The organism is Antribacter soli (assembly GCF_021568775.1).
Taxonomy (GTDB): Bacteria; Actinomycetota; Actinomycetes; order Actinomycetales; family Cellulomonadaceae; genus Antribacter; species Antribacter soli.
The window spans coordinates 41,289-62,076 of sequence record NZ_JAKGSG010000053.1 but is presented as its reverse complement, the minus strand read 5'-3'; the positions used below and the strand labels follow the sequence as shown (position 1 = coordinate 62,076).

Here is a 20,788-nt window from a genome sequence, read left to right as displayed (position 1 = left end):
GACGATGCCCGCCATGGATTTCGCGAAACTCATCCCCCGCTCATCTGGCATGCCTACCGTGGAGGTGCAGGGGCAGGGAGCCGGGGGCAACGCGAGAGCGGAGAGTGAGATGGCACCGCAGAAGAAGACGACGAGGCGCATCGCGATCGGCGTGGGTGCGCTGGCCGTGATCGGGGTGGCGGGAGCCGGGGCGGCGATCGGTTCGGGCGACGACGACGGCTCCGACACCGCGATCACCGGCACGGCCCTCACCCGCGCCACCGAGGCGGCGCTCGCCGCGACGGGCGGCGGACGGGTGACCGGGACCGAGGTGGGCGACGAGGAGAGCCTGTACGAGGTCGAGGTGACCCGCACCGACGGCAGCCAGGTGGACGTCCAGCTCGACGAGGACTTCCACGTGGTCGCCACCGAAGGGGAGCACGCAGAGGATGACGGCTGATGAAACCCGTCGAGCGACCGTTGCGCTGGGGGCTGGCAGCGGTCTGCGTGCTCGTCCTGGCTGCCGGCTGCGGTGAGGGCGGGGGCCAAACGGGTGAGCCGGCCGGGGCGGACGCGGACCTGCCGCGGTCGGACGAACCGGTCGACCTGGACCCCGCCGACTTCACCACGGAGATCGACAACGAGTACTGGCCGATGGAACCGGGGACGCGCTGGGTCTACGGGGAGACCGATGAGAACGGCCGGGAGCTGCGCGTCGTCGTGACCGTCACGAGCGTGACGAAGGAGGTCGCCAACGGGGTCACGGCACGCGTCGTCCGGGACACGGTCACTCGGGGCGGCGAGGTCGTCGAGGACACCTTCGACTGGTACGCCCAGGACGCCGACGGGACGATCTGGTACCTCGGCGAGGACACCGCCGAGCTCGACGGCGGCCAGATCACGTCCACGGAGGGCTCCTTCGAGGCCGGGGCGGACGGCGCCCTGGCGGGGGTCATCATGCCGGCCGACCCTGCTGTCGGGATGGCGTACCGGCAGGAGTACCTCGAGGGCGAGGCGGAGGACAACGGCGAGGTGCTCAGTCTCGACGAGCAGGTCGAGGTCCCGGCCGGGCACTTCGACCGGGCTCTGCTGACCAAGGACACGATCACCATCGAGCCCGACGTGCTCGAGTACAAGCTCTACGCTCCCGGCGTCGGCCCGGTGCTCACCCTCGGCATCTCCGGAGGGGGCGGCCGCGAGGAGCTCCTCGAGGTCGCCACCGTGTCCGAGGAGACCGCCCGATCGGCCGGCACCACCCCGCTCGGCGAGGAGTACGGCTGACCGGGGCGAGTGATGAGCGACGGCCACCCAACTACCATGGCGCGCATGGCCGGTCCGACACCGTTCTCGATCGCCGTGCCCGACGAGGTGCTGACGGACCTGGCGGAGCGGCTCGCCGGGACACGGTTCGTCGACGACTCGCCCCGGCGGCCTCCGTCGCGCATGTCGGTCCCGTACCTGCGCGACCTCGTCCGGTCGTGGCGCACATGGGACTGGCGCGCCCGGGAGCGGTGGCTGAACGGTCACCCGCAGTTCACGGCGGACCTGGCGACACCACACTCCACGTGCACGCGCGTGCCGACCGGTCGAACGCGCCGGCGCTGCTCGTGATGCACGGCTGACGGGTTCGGAGCTCGCCGCTTGGCACACTATTCCGCAGGCTCTGGCGGCTGCGGCGCACGACGGCGGACGATGAAGGCATGGCAGCGGTGCGACGCGCGGTGCGGGCGGCGGCCCTGACGGCCGGCGTCCTCGCGGGGGTGGCGGGCCTGGCCGTCGGCGCCGCATGGCTCGGCCAGGACGCGCTCGTGCATCACCCCGACCGCTCGTCGCCGGGCCCGGCAGCGTCGGTGCTCGACGGCGGCGTCGACGTCACGCTGGTCACCTCCGACGGGCTCGATCTGGCGGCCTGGTTCGTCCCGCCCGCGCCCGAGGTACGCGACCGTGAGGTCGCCGTCCTGGTCGCGCCCGGCAACGGTGGCAACCGGCTCGGACGCGCCGGGCTTGCCGAGCTGCTCGCGGGGCGCGGGTTCGCGGTCCTCCTGCTGGACTATCGCGGCTACGGCGGGAACCTCGGCCGTCCGACCGAGGCCGGGCTCGCGCTCGACGCGGAGGCCGCCCGGCGGGCGCTGGCGGAGCGCGGGTACCCGCCCGAGCGGACGATCTACTTCGGCGAGTCGCTCGGCGCCGGGGTCGTCGCCGCGCTCCAGGCCGAGTTCCCACCTGCCGGCCTCCTGCTGCGCTCACCGTTCACGTCCCTCGCCGAGATCGGCTCCCACCACTACCCCTTCCTGCCCGTCGAGGCCCTGCTGCGGGACCGGTACACGGTCCTCGATCACGTGGCCGCGACACAGGTCCCGGTCACGGTCGTGCACGGCGACCGCGACGACGTCGTGCCGCCGGCCCAGAGCGAGGCCGTGGCGCGCGCCGCGCCCCGGCTGGTCGAGCACCTGGTGCTCCCGGGGGCGGGGCACAACGACGCCGTGATGTTCGGGCCGGAGGTCGCGGACGCCGTCGTCCGGCTCGCCGATCACACCGTCGGCGGTCCTGATCAGGCGGTGGAGTCTGGTTGACTGACCGCGTGACGCGCCCGCTGCGGAAGCTCGGCTTCCTGACCATCGGCTTGTTCGACCCCGACCGCCCGCGCGAGGGTCACGAGAGCACACTTCGCCTGATCGAGCTGGGCGAGCGTCTCGGGTTCGACAGCGCGTGGCTGCGGCACCGGCACCTGCAGCACGGCATCTCGTCGCCCGTCGCCGTGCTCGCTGCAGCGTCTCAGCGCACCTCGCGGATCGAGCTGGGCACCGCGGTCACCCCGCTCGGCCTGGAGAACCCGTTCCGGCTGGCGGAGGACCTGGCCACGGTCGACGTGCTCTCGGGCGGGCGGCTCAACCCGGGCGTCAGTGTCGGCACGCCGATCCACTGGGAGCACCTGCGCGACCACCTCTACCCCGGCACCTGGGAGCAGGAGGACTTCTCGAAGCAGCGGGTGGCACGCCTGCTGCACAACCTGGCGGGCGGTGACGTCTCCACGTTCTCCGGGACCGAGGGGATCGAGACCTTCTCCACCCGGATCCAGCCGTTCTCACCGGGCCTGCGCGAACGAGTCTGGTACGGCGGCGGGTCGCACGGCTCGGCGGCGTGGGCGGGCGAGGCGAACGTCAACTTCCTCACCTCCTCCGTCGTGATGGCCGGGGACATCGAGAATCCGGACTTCGCGACGGTCCAGCGCGAGCAGATCGACCTGTTCCGGTCGAAGCACGCGGACGGCGAGGCGGCGCGCGTGTCCCAGGGCCTCGTGGTGATCCCCACCGACTCGGCGACACCCGAGCAGGTGGCCCGGTACGAGGCGTACGCCGCTGCCCGGCTGCCCCGGACGTCGGCTCCGGTGGGGCCCGCGCGGCTGATGTTCGCCCCCGACCTGGTGGGTACGTCCGGGCAGGTCGCCGAGGCGCTGTCCGGTCACGCCGGCTTCCAGGCCGTGGACGAGGTCGCCTTCGCGCTGCCGTTCACGTTCGAGGAGGCCGACTACGTGCAGATCCTCACCGATATGGCCGAGCGGCTCGGCCCGCTGCTCGGCTGGTCACCGGCGTCGTAGCGGCTGGCGGCTGAGGCCCGGCTGATGGCGAGGTCCGGGCCCCCGTGCCTCGGGACGGCCGACGGCCCGGCCCCTGCGTAGCCTGGGCCTGGAGGAGGCGGCGATGATCCCGACGATGATCGTGTACGGGCTTCTCCTCGGGCGCTGGTGGCGCGTCGCCATCGTCTCCGCAGCACTCGTGTGGCCTCTCCTGCTCGTGCTCGCCGACGTCCCGATCAGCGGTAACGGCCTCGTCGCCGCCGCCTTCCTCGGCGCAGCCAACGCTTCCGCCGGGGTGCTCGTCCATCAGGGCGTCCTCTGGCTCGTGCGGCGCCTCCGGGCAGACCGGAAGGACGATCACCGATGACTTCCGGACCTGACGGTCGTCGGACCCGTCAGGTGTGCGAGCACCGGAGCAGCGCCGACGGAGGTCACGATGCGAAACACGGAGCTGGCGAGGCTCGACGGGCTCGTCGGGCAGTGGACGACGGCCATGTCCGACGCCTGGTTCCTGGAACCGAAGGGAACCGAGGTCCCGGGCACCACCACCATCGAGTGGCTCGGCGAGTCGTTCGTGCTGGTCCGGACCCGGTTCTCCGGTGACGAGCACGAACACTCCGAGATGACCATGGTCCTGGGCCGCAGCGACCCCAACGACGCGTACGTCGCGCTCTACCACGACGACCGCGGCGTGTGCCGCGAGTTCGCGATGACCTACGACGGCGAGCGCTGGACCCTGTCTCGCGAGGACCCGGACTTCCACCAGCGCTGGATCGCCGACGTCGGCCTCGACCTGATCCGTGGCCGCTGGGAGGCCTCCGAGGACGCCGGCGTCACCTGGCGCAAGGACTACGACCTCACGTTCGAGCGGAGGGCCGACGCGTGACCGGCTACGTCGACGGGCAGCGGACCATGGCCGAGATCGAGACGCTGCGTCCGGGCGACACCGGGTATGACGAGGCACGCCAGGTGTGGAACGCCATGGTGGACCGGCGTCCCGCGCTGATCGTCCGCTGCCGGAGCACGCGGGACGTCGTGGCTGCGGTCGCGCTGGCTCGCAACGAGGGCCTGGAGATCGGCGTGCGCTGCGGCGGACACAGCGTCGTCGGCCTGTCTGTTCCGGAGGGCGGCCTGATGATCGACCTGACCCCGATGGGCGGGGTCCGCGTCGACCCGGACCGGCGCCGGGCGCGGGTCCAGGGCGGCGCGCTGCTCGGCGCGCTGGACCGTGCCACCCAGGCGCACGGGCTGGCGACGACGGCGGGCAACATCTCGCACACGGGGGTCGGCGGCCTGACGCTGGGCGGCGGGATGGGCTGGCTCGCCCGCCGGTACGGCCTGTCCTGCGACAACGTCGAGTCGTTCGAGGTCGTCACGGCCACCGGCGACGTGGTGCGCGCCTCAGCCGAGGAGAATCCCGAGCTGTTCTGGGGACTGCGCGGTGGCGGCGGGAACTTCGGCGTCGTGACCGAGTTCGAGTTCCGGCTCCACCCCACGGGGACGCAGGCGCTGAGCGTCGAGCTGGACTTCCCGGCCGAGGATGCCTTCCGAGCGCTGTCCCGGTGGCGCGACCTGGCGGTGTCGGCCCCGCGGCAGGCGACGTACGCCGCGTCCGTGGGCGGCGGCGTCGCGACGCTCGGCTTCGTGTGGGTGGGCGACCCGGCGGCCGGGCGCGAGCACACGCGCGCCCTCGAGGCGCTCGGGAGCCCGGCGCAGCGGCGCGTGGCCGACCTGACCTACGTGGAGCTGCAGACACGAGACGACACTCCCCAGGGCCACGCGCAGCGCCGGTACTGGAAGGGCCACTACTTCAGCGACCTGCCCGACGCTGCGATCGAACGGCTCGCGACGCACGACCCCACCGTGTTCGCAGGCATCCAGGCGTACGGAGGCGCGATCACCGACGTGCCGGACGAGGCGACGGCGTTCAGCCACCGCGCGACCGCGTTCGAGTACGTCGGCGCCACCCGCTGGACCGACCCGGCCGAGGACCAGGCACGCATCGCCGCGGCACGGGCGAGCGCGGCGAGCCTGGAGCCGTTCGCCGACGGCGTCTACGTCAACACCCTCGGCGACGACGGCGCGGCCGGCATCGAGCGCGCCTACCCGCCCGCGAAGCTCGCCCGGCTCACGGCCCTCAAGGACGCCGTCGACCCCGACAACGTCTTCCACCTGAACCAGAACATCCGCCCGAGCCGGCCGAGGTAGGCGGCGGGCGCTACCTCGCGTTCCCCGTCGGCTTCCACGCCGTCTGGTCGAACGGTCGCACGAGCCGCATCTGGAACCCGGCGGGCGACCTCATCTGGGACGCGGACGCGCGCGATCGCGCGACACAGGCCACCACCACGGAATAGCCCGCGCGCCGCGGCGCGATGGATCCCTCCACAGGCCTTGCGATCCGTCGGCTAATGCGATTAGCCTCCTTGCTATGACGATGAGCCGCACCGCCTCTCCGCAAGTAGCTCGCTGGACCGCCGCCTCGCTGACCCTCGCGGGAATCCTGTTCCTGCTCTTCCCCGTGCTGCGGCCGTGGCCCGACGAGACGGTCGCGACGATGGATCTCGCCGCCGCCTTCGCGTCCGACCGGTGGGTCCTCGCGCACGTCTTGGGCATCCTGGGCCTGACCCTGCTCGGGCCGGCGTTCCTCGGCCTGCGGACGCTTCTCGGCGGGACCAGGGGCGCCGCCGCCGCGACCGCCGCGACCGCCGCGGCCGTCACCGCCTGGGCCGGCGCAAGCCTGTCGGCCCTGTACTTCGGCGCCGAGATCTTCGGCATCCGGACCATCGCCCAGGCCGCCACCCGCGAGGGGGATGCCGGCCTTCTCGCGGACGTCGAGGTGCTGCGGATGCAGCCGATGGCCGCGACCCTGTTCGCCATCGGCCTCCTGCTGCTCGCGGTCGCCGGAGTCCTCGTCGCGACCGCGCTCTGGCGCTCGGGCGGGCCGACCCGGTGGGCGGGCCTCCCCCTCGCCGCAGGCCTCCTCCTCGTCCTGCCCCAGTTCTGGGGCGGCCCGAGCGTGCGGATCGCGCACGGCGTGCTGGTGGCGGTCGGATGCCTGCTCGCGGCGTGGGCCGTGCGGGCGACGCGTGCCGCCTAGCTCCTGAGGGGGTCAGCCGCCGAAGAGCGTCTGCGCCTGCGCGATCGTCTCGAGGACCGCCTGGCCGGCCGTGCCCGCGAGGCCCGCGATCCCGGCCACCTCCTTCAGCACGGGCAGGAGCTGCTGACGGTCCTTGCCGCTCCCGGACTGCATCGTCGTCGCGGCGCGGTCCAGGGCCGCAGCGTCGTCGGCGTCGACGTGGGGGCGAAGTGTCTCCATGGCGAGGAGCAGCTGCCGCACGGCGGCGTCGAGGTCTTGGGCCTGGTGGTGGTTCACGATGCCGGTCCCGTGATCCCTGACGACCCCGACGTTGCCGTTGCCGTGCACGTAGATGTTGTCGCCGCTCATCGTGTCATCCCCTCGAGATGCCGGTCGCCCGGTCCCTGACCACGCCCACGTTGTTGTCGCCGACGATGACGACGTTGTCCCCACCCGCGAACTCGTAGACGTTCATCGCGCCCGAGTAGCTGGTCTTCGGATCGTTGATCGCCCGGGTCAGGGCACCGCGCAGCTGCTGCAGGGCATGTCCGTCGTCGGAGGTCAGGCGGGTGCTCTCGCCGCCCGACGTCGTGACGATCAGCTGGTGGTACGTGCGGGCCTCCGGCGGGCGGCGCGCCACGAGCGACCAGATCAGGAGGACGACGGCGGGCCACGCGTAGAGCCCGACGACCGTCACCCAGTTGACAGGGTCGGTGAGCACCAGCCACACCGACGCGAGCGGACCCGTCGCCGCGGCGAGGCCGACGACGGGCCACTTCCAGCCGTGCGGGAAGGGTACGCGTCCGCGCAGTGCGCGGAAGGTGAAGACCATGAGCGCGATGTGGCCGACGGCGAACGGCGCGTACACCAACCGCTGGCCCAACGAACCGACGTCCGAGGTCATGAACCCCACGAGCCAGAGGGAACCGAGCAGCGAGAGCCCGAACCCCCAGCGGGTCGCGCGACCCGGCCGGGTTGTCCGAGGCGCGACCGTGACCCTCCGGAGCGACGTCTTCACGACGTTGTGCAGCGGGTAGGTGTCCTGGCCGATCCACAGCGTGCGCCGGACGATCCGCACGTTCTGCCGGGAGATATGGGGCATGGGATCCTTCGGGTACGGCCGTGGTCGGCGGACGAATGGGGGCAAATCTACTACGGCGGCACTTGTCCCGATCAAGGCCTGTCGCCGACGTGTCCGGGTGAGATCTCTCGGTCGTTCAGCGATTCCACGACGCCGCACTGCTCAGCAGGCGACCGCGCTCTTCCAGCCGAGCACGGTCCTCGGCCGGCGGGTTCGTGATCGCGACCACGACGACCACCTGCCGGTCCCCACGGCGGCTCGGATCAGTCTGTCGTGTCACGACCTTGAGCCCGAGCTCTCGTGCAGCACGCCGACCACAGCGCCGGAACTGAGCGATGCCGTCCTCGTCCGGCTCGTCGAACGCACGCACCGCCCGGAAGTCCAGCTCGAGGATCGGCTTCAGCTCCGCGGTCAGCTCGTCGTCGTTCATGTTCTTCCTACCCTTCCCGCTCCCCCACCTTGCACGCGCTCGGTGAGTTCCTCGGTCATGGCACCCATGGTGCCCTGAGCGGGTTGCCGGCGCGCAGCAGGTCCTCCGCCGTCGGCGCCTGGGTCGTCTCCGCGACGCCAGGCTCCGGCACCGACGGTACGGTGACGGCATGCTGTGGTTCAGCCGTCCGCGCCTGCCCGACGACGTCCGGCGCGCCCTGCGCGCGCAGGGCGCCGACACTCCGCTCGCCCAGGCGGCGCTCGCCGACGGGTCGTGGGCCGTGGCGACGCGTGCCGCGCTCGCGACGACGAGCACGCCTCCCGCAAGCGCTCCTGAGGGTGGCCGGACCGTCGTCGTGCACCGCCCGTGGTGCGACGTGGACCGCGCGTCCTTCGAGCCCACGGACGGGGTCCTGACCGTGGAGTGGGTGGACCGCGAGCCCGCGCTACTGCTGCCGCTCGAGCCGGAGCAGCGCACGTCGTTGCCGCAGGTCGTGCGGGAGCGGGTGCAGTGGTCGGTGGTGCACGCCGAGCCCGTCGCGCTCGCCGGCGGACGCTCCGCCCGGGTCGCGGTGCGGCGAACCGCCGACGGCGAGATCTTCTCCCAGGCGATCGCCGGACCGGGCGTCGACCTGGACGATCCGGCCGTAGCGGATGTGATCGACGCCGCGGAGGCCCGGGTCCGAAATGCGGCGGGACTACCGGCCTGAACCTGCTAGAGTTTCTTCCGGCCGCTCGACCGGGAGAACCCGGGCGGGTGGACACCTTCCCGCGTAGCTCAGCTGGCAGAGCATCCGACTGTTAATCGGACGGTCGTAGGTTCAAGTCCTACCGCGGGAGCCGAAAAGGGCCTCTGACCTGGTGCGATACCGGGCAGAGGCCCTTCACGTATCGTCGAACTTTGTACGACGAGTCACTTTCGGGTCACATTGAGTGAAGTCTCGGGCGTCAGGCGGCCCGGTTCAGAGCAGTTCAGCAGCGGCCTCTCCGACCGTCTTGCGGCTCATGTAGATGTCGCGGGTGGTCTTCGTCGAGGCGTGCCCGAGCTGGTTCGCGACCTCGCGGTCCGAGAGGCCGGCTCGGTTGAGTTTGCTCGCGACCGACTTGCGGAACAGGTGAGAGCCCTGCCCCTTGGGGACCTCGACACCGGCATCCTCGAACACCTGACGGATCTGCTTGGTCGTGTTGGCCACATCGCGCAGTGTGCCGCCGCGCCGGGTCGCCGCGCCATTCTTGGCTGTCGGGTAGGTCGCCGTCGGGAAGACGAGGTTCAGCTCGTTCGCCGGCACCCGCGTCATGCGATCCAGCAGCCTCACGACCAGCCACGGCGGCAGCTTGAGTATGCGGTCGCCGATCTTGGTGCTGCCGTGCTCCACGATCTCCAGCGAGCCGCCGCGCGGCCGGGTCACCGTGTGCAAGCCGGTTTCGGCCGTGCCCTCGACGAGGTCGAGGTCGTCCCACCGGAGTGCCAGCGCCTCCCCGATTCGCACGCCAGTGCCCTGCATGAAGGCGATGAGGTCGCCGACGTCGCGGCGGTTGTGCTTGGCCACGGTGTCCGCCACGTGCAGGATCTGCTTCTTCTCCGTGTCCGTGAACTGGTCACGCTTGGCGGTCTCGATCCTCTGCACCACCTTGCGCGGCGCCGTGATGGGTTCCGCCTCCCGGACCGGGTTTCGGTCGATCGCCCCGTTGCTCACCGCGAGCGTGAACATGCCCCGCAGTACTGTGCGCACGGTCTTGGCCGTGCCGCGCCCCTTGCCTGTGCTCTTGTCGATCAGGCTGTGGAGGAAGTCGGCGACGCGGCCGGCGTTGACCTCGCGGACCTGGAGGTGGGCCAGCGCGCCCGTCGTGACGTACTTGTCGAGGTTGAGCTCGTAAAGTCGGAGCGTGTCCTCCGAGTGCTGACTGGCGCGTTCGATGTTGTCCCACCACAGCTTGCCGAGCCGCGCGACCGTCGTGGTGGGCTTGATTTCCGCAGTCGACGGGGCATGGCGGTCTCCGATCGCCGCCTCGAGTTCGGCCCGAGCCTCGTCCTTCGTCACGCCGAACCTCTTGACCCTCCGACGCACGCCGTCGGCGTCGCGCACGTACACAAGCGCCGTCCACACGTCGGGCTTAACCGACGTACCGTCGCTCGTGACGTAGCGCGAGCCATGCTTCGTGAGGGTCTCGGGGTCGCGTCCGGACACCTTCCGTCCAGGGGTATAGATGATGGACCCGCGTTCGCCGGGCCGGATCCTGCTTCGAACCATGGATCGAGAGTAGGGCGGCGCCAATTAGAGGAGCGCGTCGACAGGCGGCGAGTGGCCGATTGCCTTCAGACGCGCGGGCGACACGCCGTGCTCACGAGCTAGCAAACCTCACGCCGTAGTCGAACTCGTCCCGAGCCCTCCGCAAGCCTCCGGCAGAGCAGGCTGGACGCCGGGGAAGTGCGGCCACACCCCAGCCATGCCCGCCGGATCCCAGTCGTCGAGAAGGTCAAATCCGTCGCGACGTTGCCCGTCATCCGCAACGATGCTGGCCATGACCGTCGCGCTTAGGGCCCTATTGACCGCCGTCGTCCCGACGTTCGGACTCGCCGTGCGGTGCGGCGACCTGGAACTGAAGGTGCCCGACGACGCCGACCTGGTGGCGCTCGCCGACGTCGCCGCTACCGGAGTCCATCACGCAGACGCGGCCTTCACCTGGCCGTGGACTCGCGGCGGGCCAGATCGTGTGCGCCGTAACGTGCTGGAGCACCACTGGAGCCTGCGATCCTGCGCCGAGCTGAACTACTGGCGCCTGGGACTGGGCATCTACCGTGCCGAGCGGATCGTGGGCATCCAGTCGATGGTCGCCAGGGACTTCCCAGTCCTCCGATCGGCAACGACCGGCTCCTGGGTGGGCGCCTCGTTCCACGGACATGGGATCGGCACCAAGGCGCGGCACATGGTTCTCCATCTGGCGTTCGAGGGCCTCGGTGCGCGCGAGATGGTCAGCGAGGCGGACACCGACAACGCGGCATCCAACGCCGTCTCGGCCAAGCTGGGGTACGAACTCGGAGGGGAACGGCTCGTCGCGCGCGACGGGAAGCCGGCAGTCAGGCAGCGCTGGCGGCTGACCCGGGAGGCGTGGGACGCCAGGCCAGACCAGCTTCGTCCGGACGTCCGGCTCCACGGCGTGACGCCAGTGCTCGAGCATCTGGGGATCAGCTCCTGACGAAGCTTCTGTCCAGGCTGCTCGAGCGCGTGCGTCGGGGGCCCGGGCTGCTGCCCCTACGTGTCTCCTCGGTCGTGGCGATGGGTGGTGCCGTAGCGTGGCGTGATGAGTGCCAACCGCCTCGCACAGCGTCAACGCCTCCGCCAGGGGCTCGACTGGCTCGAGTTCGACCTGCGCGTCACACATGTGCCCCGTCACGCCGAGTTCCCCGTCTCTTCGTGGACCGTGACCGCCGATCTCGATGACTTCGACGAGGACGGCGAGAGCGCGGCTGAGACCATCTTCTGGATGGACGGCTGGCTGTTCCCGGTCCTCCCGCTCGGAACCAGAATGTTTGACGCCCTGGACGCGACCGCCGCCGATGCTGAGGTCTTCGCGCCGCTCACCGACTCGACCGGCCGGCTCGCCGAGAAGTACCAACCCGGATTCGGCTCCCACCTCGTCATCACCAACCACGCGAAGCTGGCTCCAGAATGGCGCGGCATGGGCGGTCTGGGGCGCTACCTCGCCGGATCTGCGTTCCTCCTGCTCAGCGACTTCGCCACCTGCATCGCCCTTCACCCCAGTCCGTTCGAGCTCCGTGAGAAGCGTGAGGACGACGTTCCCGACCACGAGTGGGAGGCCGGGATCCGCAAGCTGACCGAGTTGTGGATGTCCCTCGGTGCCGAGCCGGCGCCGGGTGGGAACCTCGTGATCGACCCGACGCTGATCCACCTGCAGAACGCGGTCGACCAGCTCTACAAGAACCTCTCCGCATCCGCGTAGTGCGAACAGACCGTCCACCGGCCGCACGGGCCCAGCGGCCGTACCGTGTCGACGAGCTGGTCGCTGAGTACGGTTGCCGGGTGGGCAACAAGAGCCGCGGGGAGCTCTGCGGGGGTTCGACCTCGTCGCGATAGGTCATCCGCGGCTTGTTGTAGACCTCGACCGCAGCCAGCACCGCCGCCAGCGAGTTGTCGACCGGCCGCCAATCGAGACGTACGGCGCGCTCATCGGTTGACCACTTGGTTGACTCGGTTGGTGTCGCAGCGGACTGACTAGCTCGGGAAGCTCGAGCCCAGGATGATCCGCCAGAGACGCTTGGCCTCGTCATGGTCGCCTCTCGCCTCCGCCTCATTCGCTTTGCGTGCTCGATCGGCCGCGGAAGCCAGTGCTTGAATGACCTCCTCCCGTCCAGGCCAGCTGAGGTAGTTACTGAGCGTTCCCGATTGGCCGCCAGGGTCGCTGACGTTCAGGTGCGATGGCGCCCACTCGAAGAAATTGGCCAGGGCGCTCTGCCGGTTGCTTCCGAGCGTCCTGAACGTGCTGGCGGCGATCGTCTCCAGGTGGAAGGAGCGGAGCCGTTTCGAGTGCGCGTTGTTCCACTTCTTCAGAAGCCGCACCAGAGGCGCCAGGTTGTAGCCGAGGTCGGCATGCTTCTTCGCGAACCACGAGTTCGCCACCGTGGGAGCTGTGTTGATCCACCCGCCGTCGCCTCCCGGTAGTCCGTAGACGTCGTTGCCGTGAGAGAACACCGGCGCCACGTCGACATGGCCGCCGTTTTTGAAGAAGATGCGCACTGCTTGGCCTCGAGCGCCGACTTGCGCCGTCGACAGCCCGTTGTACGCTCGGCGCACCCCGTAGAGGAATGCCTGCGAGTCAAGACGGTAGGTGTTCCACGCGCCGTTCGCGTTCGAGAACACCGCCAGGACGTCGATGTCGTCGATGGGACGAACGATCGTTCCCTTCGCGGCCGAGCCCATCAGGATCGCGCGGCTGAAGGGAAGATCGGTGGTGGAGGGGAAGGCGGCTGTAAGGTTCTCCACGACGCGGTCTTTGCGTGCGTTGATGATCGACGTCTGCTGGTAATCCGTGACGGATATGTCGGAGAGGTACTGCGCCATCGCTTGACTCGTGGTTGTCATTCGCCCTCCTGGCGTGCACGCTTGCTCAGCTGCGCAGCGGCAGCTGACATCGCTACCTCGTTCTTCTGACGCTGGAGCTTGTAGATGAAGTCCGGGACTGTCGGTGTGTCACGACGTAGTTCGAACAGCGCCTCCTGCCAGACACGCAGGTTCTCGCCGGTGATCGGCTCGTCCTTGTTACCGATCCTGCTTTCGATCTCTCGGTAGAGCGCCTCTCGATCCTTGGCTGAGCGCACGATGCCGACGATGTACTCGGTCACGTCAAGGAAGGCGGGCAGCAGCGGGAGGACGACCCCCAGCAAGAACGTCGCAAGAGTGAGGCCGGTGACGATGCAAATCGCCGTGAGCACTCCTGCCCAGATCACGGCAACTACCGACCAGATGATTCCCGTGAACCTCAACAGGCGGTAGCTATATGCGGCGTTCGAGCGCTGCGCGATCGCAACCGCAACTTCACCAGTGTCGTCCTTCGCGACGACATACCATCCGAGCATCTTCTCTTGGCCCGCGACCGCCATAAGCTCAGCATCAGGCCCAGCCGCCAGCGAGATGTCCTCGAGCGAAGGCAGCTTCGGACGAGGCGTGCCCGACGGCATCTCGTAGACGTAGAAGTCGAACTGCTCCTGCACTGCGGCAGCCTGCTCAGTGCTCCTCTTCTGAACGTGCATCAACAGGGTGCGTCCGAGGAAGAGCCAGGCTCCCGCGATGCTGCCAACGATCACACTGCTCTCTGGCCAGATCACCGCGACGATGGGCGCGGCGAGGCCGATGACGAGCATCCCGAACCAGCGAATCGCGACCCAACGCTTCGCACGCGAGTACAGACGCTTCTGGGCAATGAGGAGGCGCAGCGCATCGAGCTCGTCCTGGCGACGCAGGAGGGTCGCTCCAGAGGCGGGTGGGGTGTATTCGCCGAGATCAGTCATCGGGCCTCCGTTACCTATTGAAGAGCAGCTTCAACTGCTCAATTGCCTCGGCGTGCTCCCCGTCAGCCTCGTACTCCCGTGCTTTGTTGGCGCGGGTGACCGCTCTGCCGAGCTTTGACAGCGCGTCCTGCCGATTCGACTCCGATGAACATGCCCCGAAACGCGAGCCAAGGCCGGTCGGATCATTCATCGCCGCAAGGTTGGCTTCATACATCTTGTCGAGCGCGAGGTAGAGATCCCAGAACGGCGAGTACGACGACTCGCCATCAAGGTGCTTGGCAGCTCGCATCTCGAGGTAGCAGGACGACACCGGAACGTTGCGCAGGTACTTCCAGATCTTCAGTTGGCGCGCGAGCGTCTTTGCGCCCCCGTTGTGCTTGGCGTTGACGTCGTTAACGTACTTGTTGTGCTCCTTGGGATGAGTCTTCATCCAACCATCAGCCGGGTTGGCCATCCAGTAGCCGCTTGCCGCCGGATAGGCCGGAACGACCTCAACCATTCCGTCGGAGAAACGACACACGACCGCAGGCCGACGCACCACAATCGTGGTATTTGGAAATCGATCCTGAAGCGTATCCTTGACCCGGTTCAACATCGTCCACGGCGACTCAGGCTGAACACCCTTCAATGACGCCAAGTAGTCAGCGTCGCTGTATTGCCAGATACCGGTTCCGTGACGGAGGGAACCGATCTCGAACATGTCGTGGAGCCCCAGGTAGGCATCGAGCCGCATCTCGATGGAGGCACGATGACTCTTCGCCGCATCGAACTGTGACGACGTTGGCGTATACAGGCTGGTGAGGCTGTTGAGCCAGGCTCGGGCAGTCTCACTCATAATCGCGCTCCCAATCGCATCGTCATCAAACATGTGTTGGCCATATCCGCTACTGCACCTCTACCTTCTCGTCCGGGATGTACGACTCCAGAACCGGGTCGTCGCCCTCCGTGACCTCGCGGTCCCGCAGCACATAGTGGACACGCTGATCGTGGAGATGTCGGCGTACATCGCCGACCGCCACTCCACCCCGGGCAGCGTGGTACCCGCTGGCTTGGCCCCGATCACTCCAAGCACCCGCCGATCCAGGTACAGCAGGTAGTCCGGCCGGCCACGCCCCTGGGCCATCGTGACCTCATGCACCGCAACCCCCTGGGCCCCGAACAGGTTCAAGTCGCGGACGTTCTGTACCACCCAGCCCGCCGCCTCCAGCTGGGCATCGATCAGCGCACGCGCCCGCGCCTCTGCGGGAAGCCGTGAAGGGTCGTCAGCCACGTGGCGAGTGTATGTGCGGCCACCGACAAAAGCCGGCAACCGGGCACAAGGTTCACCCTTTGCGACTGAGTCGACGCCTGGGGCCACGATCAAGGGGATCGCCCGTGACCTGGGCGTGGCCCGCGAGACGCTGCGGCTGTGGGGCCGAGAAGCGGACCCTGACGACCGAGCGGGAGTTCCTGCGCAAGGCTGCGAAGTATTTCGCGGGAGCGTCGACCTGGTGGGCCGCTTCCAGTTCGTCGCCGAGCACCATCCCGCCTACTCGGTGAAGCGACTGTGCCAGGTCCTGGGCGTCAACCGGTTCAGGTACTACAAGTGGCAGGCCGGCACCGAGGCCCGCCGGGGGCGGCCGGCGACGCCGTCCTGGCCGACCGGGTCCGGTTTCTGCACCGCGCAGGATCCCGCTCTGCCTGCGGGGAGGTCCCCGCTGCACCGTCGGCGGACGCGTCGATAGCGCTCTGCCTACTCGCCGCGTTGCACGACGTGCACATGGCACGCCCTCCACAGGAGGGCTATATAGCACGCAAGAAGAACCGGGCGAAACGTGCATGGCGCTCATTCTGCTTTCGCGCCGACTCCCCTATGCTGGTCGGGCTGTTCGTGCAGGTGGCAGCGCCATAGGGGTCGGGGGCCGTTCGTCGATGGGTCATGTTGCCGCTCGGGTGCAGGACCGTGGGCTCGTTGTCCTGCCGCAGGTCACTACGTCGGAGTTTGCGATGATCGTGTCCGGGCTGGGTCGGATCTACCCTCACCCGGACGGTGATGCGGACGGGCGGACCACGATCAGCCCTTCGGGACGGCGTGGTGAGCCCGGTCCGGGCTTCACGGTGCAGGCGCTGGGCGTGCATACGGATCGGTCCTCGCTGCCCGTCCCGCCGCGGTTCTTGGGGATGCATCTGGTGCGTCATGACGCCTCGACGGGCGGGTTCCCGCTGTTCGCGGACCTGGAGCTGCTGACGGCCGGGCTGTCCGACACCGAGATCGCGAGCCTATGGATCGAGCGCCAGGCCGACGGGGTGCGGCTTCCGTTCCGGCTCGGGCCGTCGGGTGGGTTCCGGTACCGGGACGACGATCACTTTCGTCTGGCCGGCCCGGCCGTCCTGGTGGCCGAGGTCCGTCGTCGGGCGGCGCGGATCACGCAGACGGTGGACTGGCTGCGCAGCGGGGACGCGTACGTCATCGACAACCACCGGGTCGCTCACGGGCGCACCCGGATCACCGACCCGTCACGGGTCGGTGTGCGGATCCTGGCATACTCGCCGGACCAGACGGAGGCAGAGCTGTGACCACGACCATCCCGTCCTGGACTTCGGCGACCTTCGCCGAGGACGTGCGCGAGCACCTGGCCAGGAACCTCACGCAGGACCAACTCCGCGCGATCCTGGCCGACGAGTCGCGCCCGGCCGATGAACGCTTCACCTGCCTGTACACGCTCCTGCAGGACATGCACCGCGAGGAGCGCGAAGCGGAGTACCGGGGTCTGGTCACCCGGTACGAGCCGGAGTTCGGGTCCAACCCGTACTACGGCACGTTCCGCGCGATCGCAGCGATCGGGGATGGCACGTCGGTCACCCGCCTGCGGCAGGCGCTGCGGCACTCGAGGCAGGCGATCAAGTCCCTGGGCGACCGTCCCGGGGTGTGGCACCAGTACGCCGCGCTGTACGCGGACCTGGGCGATCTGGCCCCCGACCTCGTGACCCCGGCCGAGCTGGGCTTCGCCCTGGACGCGGTCGACACCGCGCTGCGCACCTCGACGAGGGACAACCCGAACTTCCACTTCACGCGTGCCCGCCTGCTGCATCTGGGTGGGCGCATTCGCGAAGCCCTGACCGAGGTTCAGGTCGCCATCCACTATCAGGAGGCCCGCACCCCGGGCGGCGTGCGGCGGCTCGCGCGCTACGAAGCACTCCGCGCCCGCCTGCTCATCGACCGGCAAGGGTCCGACCTCCTGGCGCAGATGGCCCAGACCAAGGCCGCCGTGGACACCGCACGCGGCGACCAGGTGCAGCTCCTGGGCGTGCTCGCCGCAGTCATCGCGCTGATCACCACCGCCGTCACGGTCGCCACCCGCATCGACGTGTCCGACGGCGTCCCGCTGATCCTCGTCGCGACCGGCAGCATCACGATCGCGTTCTCCTGCCTCATGTGGGCCGGCGGCGTCCGCTCCGTCTGGCGCCTGGTTCCCGGTGTGGTCCTGGGCCTGCTCATGTGCCTGGCGGCGATCCATCTCGTCGGGCTCGTGGACCTGACATCCTGGGTACACCAGCTCGGGGGTCTGGCTCCCGGGACCATGCCCTCACCGACGTCTGGAACCGGCGGATGACCACGACCACGACCGGCCTGACCGTGCTGGACACCGCCACCAGCAAGGGCGTCGGCGAGCTGAACGAGGACCTGGCAGGGTCGGCCGGACCGTACGCGTGGATGTTCGACGGCGCCACCGACACCCCCGAAACGTTCCGCCCCGACCCCGACGTCACCGGCGCGTACTGGATCTCCCACACCTGCGACACCTGGCTGCGTTCACGGCCGCTCACCCGGCGCCCCCCGGGACTGGTCACCAGCCTCGCCACCCACGTCGCCGAATCACTCCGCTTGGCCGGGATGCCCGACGACGGGCTGCCGCCGGTCTGCTCTATGGGCATCGTCCGCCGCACGGATGCGCAGGTCGAGGCCGCGATCGTCGGTGATGTGTTCATCTACCACGCCGGCAAATACGCCCTGCTGTCCAACCCCGTGTTCGGGCGCAACGAGCACACCGCGGTCCGCACGCAGCGCGACACCCGCCAGTCACCCCAGGAAGCCGCCGCCGGGATCACCGCCCGCCGGCGGGGCTACCTCAAGGGCCGCGACGGCGCGTGGGTCCTGGGCAACAACCCGGCCGTCGGCGCAGACGTGCTCTTCGCAGCCTGGGACTACACGCCGGGTGACCTGTTGCTCCTGGCGACGGACGGCTTCGCCCGCGCCGTCACCGACTACCACCTGGCCGAGTCGTGGACCGACCTGACCAACCTTGTCGTCCGGCGGTCAGCCGCCAGGGTCATCCAGATGATCCGCGACCACGAAGCGTCCACCGACCAGTCAGCGCCGTTCTTCAAGAAGTCCGACGACGCGTGCGTCACCCTCCTCCAGCTCTCCTGACAGGACCCCGATGCTGAACACCCGCAGCCCCGAAGAGCCGTACCTGATCGAACGCAACACCGGGTACTTCGAGTACCAGCTGCCCATCTCCGTCAAGGCCGTCATCAACTGGCGTGGCCAGCTTCCCCTGCTGCGCAACGAACGCGACGAGTGGGAACTGCCCGGCGGCAAGCTCGACCTCGGCGAGGACCCCGCCGACTGCCTGGCCCGCGAGATCCGCGAAGAGCTCTCCTGGGACACCACCGTCGGCGACCCCTACCACGCCTGGGTCTACCGGATCTTCCCGCACCGGCACGTCTTCGTCCTGACATTCCTCGCCAACTACGACGGCCACACCCCACCCGCCTACAGCCACGAGCACAAGGAACTCGTCCTCCTCACCCCGGACGAGATCGACGCCCTGACCATGCCCCAGGACTACAAGACCGCCATCCGCCAAGCCGCCGACCGGGGACACTTCACCCGGCCTTGACGGATCGGCCGTGGGCAAGGATGAGTCATTGCTGACTCCCACCCACAAGTCCCGGACTCGCCACCCCCCGCCATCTTCGACCTCGTCGCGACGTCGACGTCGAGACGACTGCGAGCCCGTCGAAGCGCTTGTGCGACAGGTGGTCGTGGTCCAGGGCGACCACGTCTACGACGGCCTGGTAGCGCGGACGTGGCCAGGGCTGCCGGTGTGGTGTGGTGCAACGTCATCGTCATGCTGGCGCCGAAGCCCCTGCCGCAAGTTGCCGCATGACGTTTGGCGCGTCTTTGACCAGCGTCGTGCGCCACGGGACTTCTCCGTGCTCTTCCAGGCGACCGATGATCAGAATTGGATTCACCTGCAACTGTGCCGCGACTTCGTCGATCTATCCGGCTCCGACGCGCATTGGGCGCCGCGGGAGCGGCGCCGGAAGGAGCAGTCCGCCCCGCCAGTTCATTAGCGGCCGCCTCGTCCGACCCCAGACTAGCGTCCAGCTCATCTATGACTGGCACACCGGACACGTGGCCGAGGAGGATGTGCGCGATCTCGTGCAGGAGTGCGAACAGGACCTTGTCTATCTGCCGACAAACAGCCATCTACCACTGCAGACGGTCGCCATTCCGACAGCGGTAGCCTCACGCCAGGCGTCGTCGTTGGGAGGATCAGTAGGCGCACTAGCCGAGTCGTTCGATGACCGTCCGGGTCCGCAGTCGCTGCCGGGGAAAGACTGGGGGCAGGGTCGTCACGGCCAGAAGTTGTGCCGGCCGGGGACGACCGAGCGTGAACTGGAGGGTGAATTGAAGTTTCTCGGTCTGCGCGGTCTGCGGGCGGCGCGGATTGTGGTCTACTGGAGATGCACGGACGGCCGTCTGCATCGGGACGACCGACGCACCCGCGCCAAGCGGCAGAAGCCGGTCGACGTGCTCACAGGGCCGCCACCCATGGGTAGGCGGCCTTCGTGGTCTCTCGCCACGGGTGCATCTTGAGCCCGTAAGAGGTGAGCGCGTTCTCGCCGCTCCCGTGGCGGTAGAGACGGCTCGCGAACTGCCCCAGATACTCGGGGTGCGTCTTCCCGTCCCGCCCGGCAGTGAAGGCAGCCGCCGTGGCAGAGGTCGCGAGGTCGGCGATCTGCAGGAGTTCCTCTCGCTTCGGCTGATCGATCGAGCCCCCGGCCGGGTCGACATGCTGCCAAGCGATCTTGCATCTGGGCTCGGGCGTGCTCCGGAGGATCGCTTCGTACTCACGCAGCTTCGCGAGCTTAAACCGGTGCTTGTGGGCCAAGGTGTACGAGACCGGCATCCCGGACCGCCGGGCGTACCAGGAGAGGCGCTCGAGCAGGAATCGGAAGGTGTAGAGGTAGTTCGTGTCGTCGTCGACGTGATCTCCCGCAACAAGGTGGTCCTTGCAGGCGACGACCGAAATGAAGGTGCCCCACTCCTGATGGGCGAGTGCGTGCGCGACTCGGTCGCGCTGCCCCGGCTTCTTCAGGTTCGTAAAGTGAAGGAGCTGTCCAGGCTGGCGTCCCAGCGCCGTGCGGCCCTTGGCCAGCCAGTCGCGCGCCTCGTCGGTCCGATGGACATCGAACACGACCGCCGTCATCACGAAGTGGCGGCTCGATGTCGGCTTCGGCGAGGGATCCCCCGATTCGTCGATGTACGCGACGAGGCGAGAAGGATCGGGGGCGAGGGGCATGCAGATGAGGCTACGGAAGAAAGAGGACTTTCGGCACGTCATCAAC

Annotated in this window: 25 protein-coding genes and 1 tRNA gene; 17 read left to right on the top strand and 9 right to left on the bottom strand. The window is 68.9% G+C overall.

Features of this window, described 5'->3' with window-relative positions; translation table 11 throughout:
• Positions 1 to 109 precede the first annotated feature (109 nt).
• The 9 genes from L1785_RS18930 (at position 110) to L1785_RS18890 (ending at position 6,653) form a co-directional block, all read left to right on the top strand.
• Positions 110 to 439: a PepSY domain-containing protein gene (locus L1785_RS18930; RefSeq protein ID WP_236090859.1), complete on the top strand. Its 330-nt coding sequence runs from the start codon at positions 110 to 112 to the stop codon at positions 437 to 439.
• Positions 439 to 1,260, top strand: a complete 822-nt coding sequence (locus L1785_RS18925; protein WP_236090858.1) for a hypothetical protein — start codon at positions 439 to 441, stop codon at positions 1,258 to 1,260. Before L1785_RS18930 ends, L1785_RS18925 begins: the two co-directional genes overlap by 1 nt.
• Before the next feature lie 45 nt (positions 1,261 to 1,305).
• Positions 1,306 to 1,590, top strand: coding sequence for an epoxide hydrolase N-terminal domain-containing protein (locus L1785_RS18920; protein WP_236090857.1), 285 nt, complete (start codon positions 1,306 to 1,308; stop codon positions 1,588 to 1,590).
• An 89-nt stretch (positions 1,591 to 1,679) separates the two neighbouring features.
• Positions 1,680 to 2,552: an alpha/beta hydrolase gene (locus L1785_RS18915; RefSeq protein WP_236090856.1), complete on the top strand. Its 873-nt coding sequence runs from the start codon at positions 1,680 to 1,682 to the stop codon at positions 2,550 to 2,552.
• Between the two features lie 8 nt (positions 2,553 to 2,560).
• The gene (locus L1785_RS18910; RefSeq protein WP_236090855.1) at positions 2,561 to 3,577 is read left to right on the top strand and encodes an LLM class flavin-dependent oxidoreductase; all 1,017 of its coding nucleotides are present in this window, start codon (positions 2,561 to 2,563) and stop codon (positions 3,575 to 3,577) included.
• A gap of 103 nt (positions 3,578 to 3,680) precedes the next feature.
• Positions 3,681 to 3,923, top strand: a complete 243-nt coding sequence (locus L1785_RS18905; RefSeq protein WP_236090854.1) for a hypothetical protein — start codon at positions 3,681 to 3,683, stop codon at positions 3,921 to 3,923.
• A 69-nt stretch (positions 3,924 to 3,992) separates the two neighbouring features.
• The gene (locus L1785_RS18900) at positions 3,993 to 4,442 is read left to right on the top strand and encodes a hypothetical protein (RefSeq protein ID WP_236090853.1); all 450 of its coding nucleotides are present in this window, start codon (positions 3,993 to 3,995) and stop codon (positions 4,440 to 4,442) included.
• Positions 4,439 to 5,764 (top strand): FAD-binding oxidoreductase, encoded by a 1,326-nt coding sequence (locus L1785_RS18895; protein WP_236090852.1) that lies wholly within the window; start codon positions 4,439 to 4,441, stop codon positions 5,762 to 5,764. The genes L1785_RS18900 and L1785_RS18895 overlap by 4 nt, the downstream gene beginning before the upstream one ends.
• Before the next feature lie 220 nt (positions 5,765 to 5,984).
• Positions 5,985 to 6,653 carry a hypothetical protein gene (locus L1785_RS18890; RefSeq protein ID WP_236090851.1) on the top strand — a complete coding sequence of 223 codons (669 nt, stop codon included), beginning with the start codon at positions 5,985 to 5,987 and terminating at the stop codon, positions 6,651 to 6,653.
• A 12-nt stretch (positions 6,654 to 6,665) separates the two neighbouring features.
• Here the strand turns inward: L1785_RS18890 and L1785_RS18885 are convergent, their stop codons facing one another.
• The 3 genes from L1785_RS18885 to L1785_RS18875 form a co-directional block, all read right to left on the bottom strand.
• Entirely contained in the window at positions 6,666 to 7,001 is a 336-nt protein-coding gene (locus L1785_RS18885; RefSeq protein ID WP_236090850.1) for a hypothetical protein, read from the bottom strand.
• A 4-nt stretch (positions 7,002 to 7,005) separates the two neighbouring features.
• Positions 7,006 to 7,734, bottom strand: a complete 729-nt coding sequence (locus L1785_RS18880) for a DUF6232 family protein (RefSeq protein WP_236090849.1) — start codon at positions 7,732 to 7,734, stop codon at positions 7,006 to 7,008.
• Between the two features lie 115 nt (positions 7,735 to 7,849).
• Positions 7,850 to 8,143, bottom strand: coding sequence for a hypothetical protein (locus L1785_RS18875; RefSeq protein ID WP_236090848.1), 294 nt, complete (start codon positions 8,141 to 8,143; stop codon positions 7,850 to 7,852).
• A 169-nt stretch (positions 8,144 to 8,312) separates the two neighbouring features.
• Between L1785_RS18875 and L1785_RS18870 the strand changes: the two genes are divergently transcribed.
• Positions 8,313 to 8,852 (top strand): hypothetical protein, encoded by a 540-nt coding sequence (locus L1785_RS18870; protein WP_236090847.1) that lies wholly within the window; start codon positions 8,313 to 8,315, stop codon positions 8,850 to 8,852.
• 57 nt (positions 8,853 to 8,909) lie between these two features.
• A tRNA-Asn gene (locus tag L1785_RS18865) sits at positions 8,910 to 8,982 on the top strand.
• 122 nt (positions 8,983 to 9,104) lie between these two features.
• On the opposite strand, the gene L1785_RS23295 is transcribed toward L1785_RS18865, so the two are convergent.
• Positions 9,105 to 10,331, bottom strand: coding sequence for a tyrosine-type recombinase/integrase (locus tag L1785_RS23295; RefSeq protein ID WP_236090846.1), 1,227 nt, complete (start codon positions 10,329 to 10,331; stop codon positions 9,105 to 9,107).
• A 334-nt stretch (positions 10,332 to 10,665) separates the two neighbouring features.
• Between L1785_RS23295 and L1785_RS18855 the strand changes: the two genes are divergently transcribed.
• A complete protein-coding gene (locus L1785_RS18855; protein ID WP_236090845.1) occupies positions 10,666 to 11,340 on the top strand; it encodes a GNAT family N-acetyltransferase in 675 nt (224 codons plus the stop codon).
• 105 nt (positions 11,341 to 11,445) lie between these two features.
• Positions 11,446 to 12,105, top strand: coding sequence for a hypothetical protein (locus L1785_RS18850; protein ID WP_236090844.1), 660 nt, complete (start codon positions 11,446 to 11,448; stop codon positions 12,103 to 12,105).
• 272 nt (positions 12,106 to 12,377) lie between these two features.
• On the opposite strand, the gene L1785_RS18845 is transcribed toward L1785_RS18850, so the two are convergent.
• The 4 genes from L1785_RS18845 to L1785_RS18830 are packed head-to-tail and all read right to left on the bottom strand — an operon-like array spanning position 12,378 to position 15,440.
• Positions 12,378 to 13,223 carry an SMODS domain-containing nucleotidyltransferase gene (locus L1785_RS18845; protein ID WP_236090843.1) on the bottom strand — a complete coding sequence of 282 codons (846 nt, stop codon included), beginning with the start codon at positions 13,221 to 13,223 and terminating at the stop codon, positions 12,378 to 12,380.
• 17 nt (positions 13,224 to 13,240) lie between these two features.
• Positions 13,241 to 14,170 carry an S-4TM family putative pore-forming effector gene (locus L1785_RS18840; protein WP_236090842.1) on the bottom strand — a complete coding sequence of 310 codons (930 nt, stop codon included), beginning with the start codon at positions 14,168 to 14,170 and terminating at the stop codon, positions 13,241 to 13,243.
• Between the two features lie 10 nt (positions 14,171 to 14,180).
• Positions 14,181 to 15,038 carry an SMODS domain-containing nucleotidyltransferase gene (locus L1785_RS18835; protein ID WP_236090841.1) on the bottom strand — a complete coding sequence of 286 codons (858 nt, stop codon included), beginning with the start codon at positions 15,036 to 15,038 and terminating at the stop codon, positions 14,181 to 14,183.
• Positions 15,039 to 15,065: 27 nt separating this feature from the next.
• Positions 15,066 to 15,440, bottom strand: a complete 375-nt coding sequence (locus L1785_RS18830; protein ID WP_236090840.1) for a hypothetical protein — start codon at positions 15,438 to 15,440, stop codon at positions 15,066 to 15,068.
• A gap of 548 nt (positions 15,441 to 15,988) precedes the next feature.
• Between L1785_RS18830 and L1785_RS18825 the strand changes: the two genes are divergently transcribed.
• The 4 genes from L1785_RS18825 to L1785_RS18810 are packed head-to-tail and all read left to right on the top strand — an operon-like array spanning position 15,989 to position 19,053.
• The gene (locus L1785_RS18825; protein ID WP_308113380.1) at positions 15,989 to 16,726 is read left to right on the top strand and encodes a TauD/TfdA family dioxygenase; all 738 of its coding nucleotides are present in this window, start codon (positions 15,989 to 15,991) and stop codon (positions 16,724 to 16,726) included.
• On the top strand, positions 16,723 to 17,763 hold the full coding sequence (locus tag L1785_RS18820) for a tetratricopeptide repeat protein (protein WP_236090838.1): 1,041 nt from the start codon (positions 16,723 to 16,725) through the stop codon (positions 17,761 to 17,763). The genes L1785_RS18825 and L1785_RS18820 overlap by 4 nt, the downstream gene beginning before the upstream one ends.
• Positions 17,760 to 18,581 (top strand): protein phosphatase 2C domain-containing protein, encoded by an 822-nt coding sequence (locus tag L1785_RS18815; RefSeq protein WP_236090837.1) that lies wholly within the window; start codon positions 17,760 to 17,762, stop codon positions 18,579 to 18,581. The genes L1785_RS18820 and L1785_RS18815 overlap by 4 nt, the downstream gene beginning before the upstream one ends.
• 10 nt (positions 18,582 to 18,591) lie before the next feature.
• Positions 18,592 to 19,053 carry an NUDIX hydrolase gene (locus L1785_RS18810; protein ID WP_236090836.1) on the top strand — a complete coding sequence of 154 codons (462 nt, stop codon included), beginning with the start codon at positions 18,592 to 18,594 and terminating at the stop codon, positions 19,051 to 19,053.
• Between the two features lie 921 nt (positions 19,054 to 19,974).
• On the opposite strand, the gene L1785_RS18805 is transcribed toward L1785_RS18810, so the two are convergent.
• Positions 19,975 to 20,742, bottom strand: a complete 768-nt coding sequence (locus tag L1785_RS18805; RefSeq protein WP_236090835.1) for a DUF3800 domain-containing protein — start codon at positions 20,740 to 20,742, stop codon at positions 19,975 to 19,977.
• Positions 20,743 to 20,788 lie beyond the last annotated feature (46 nt).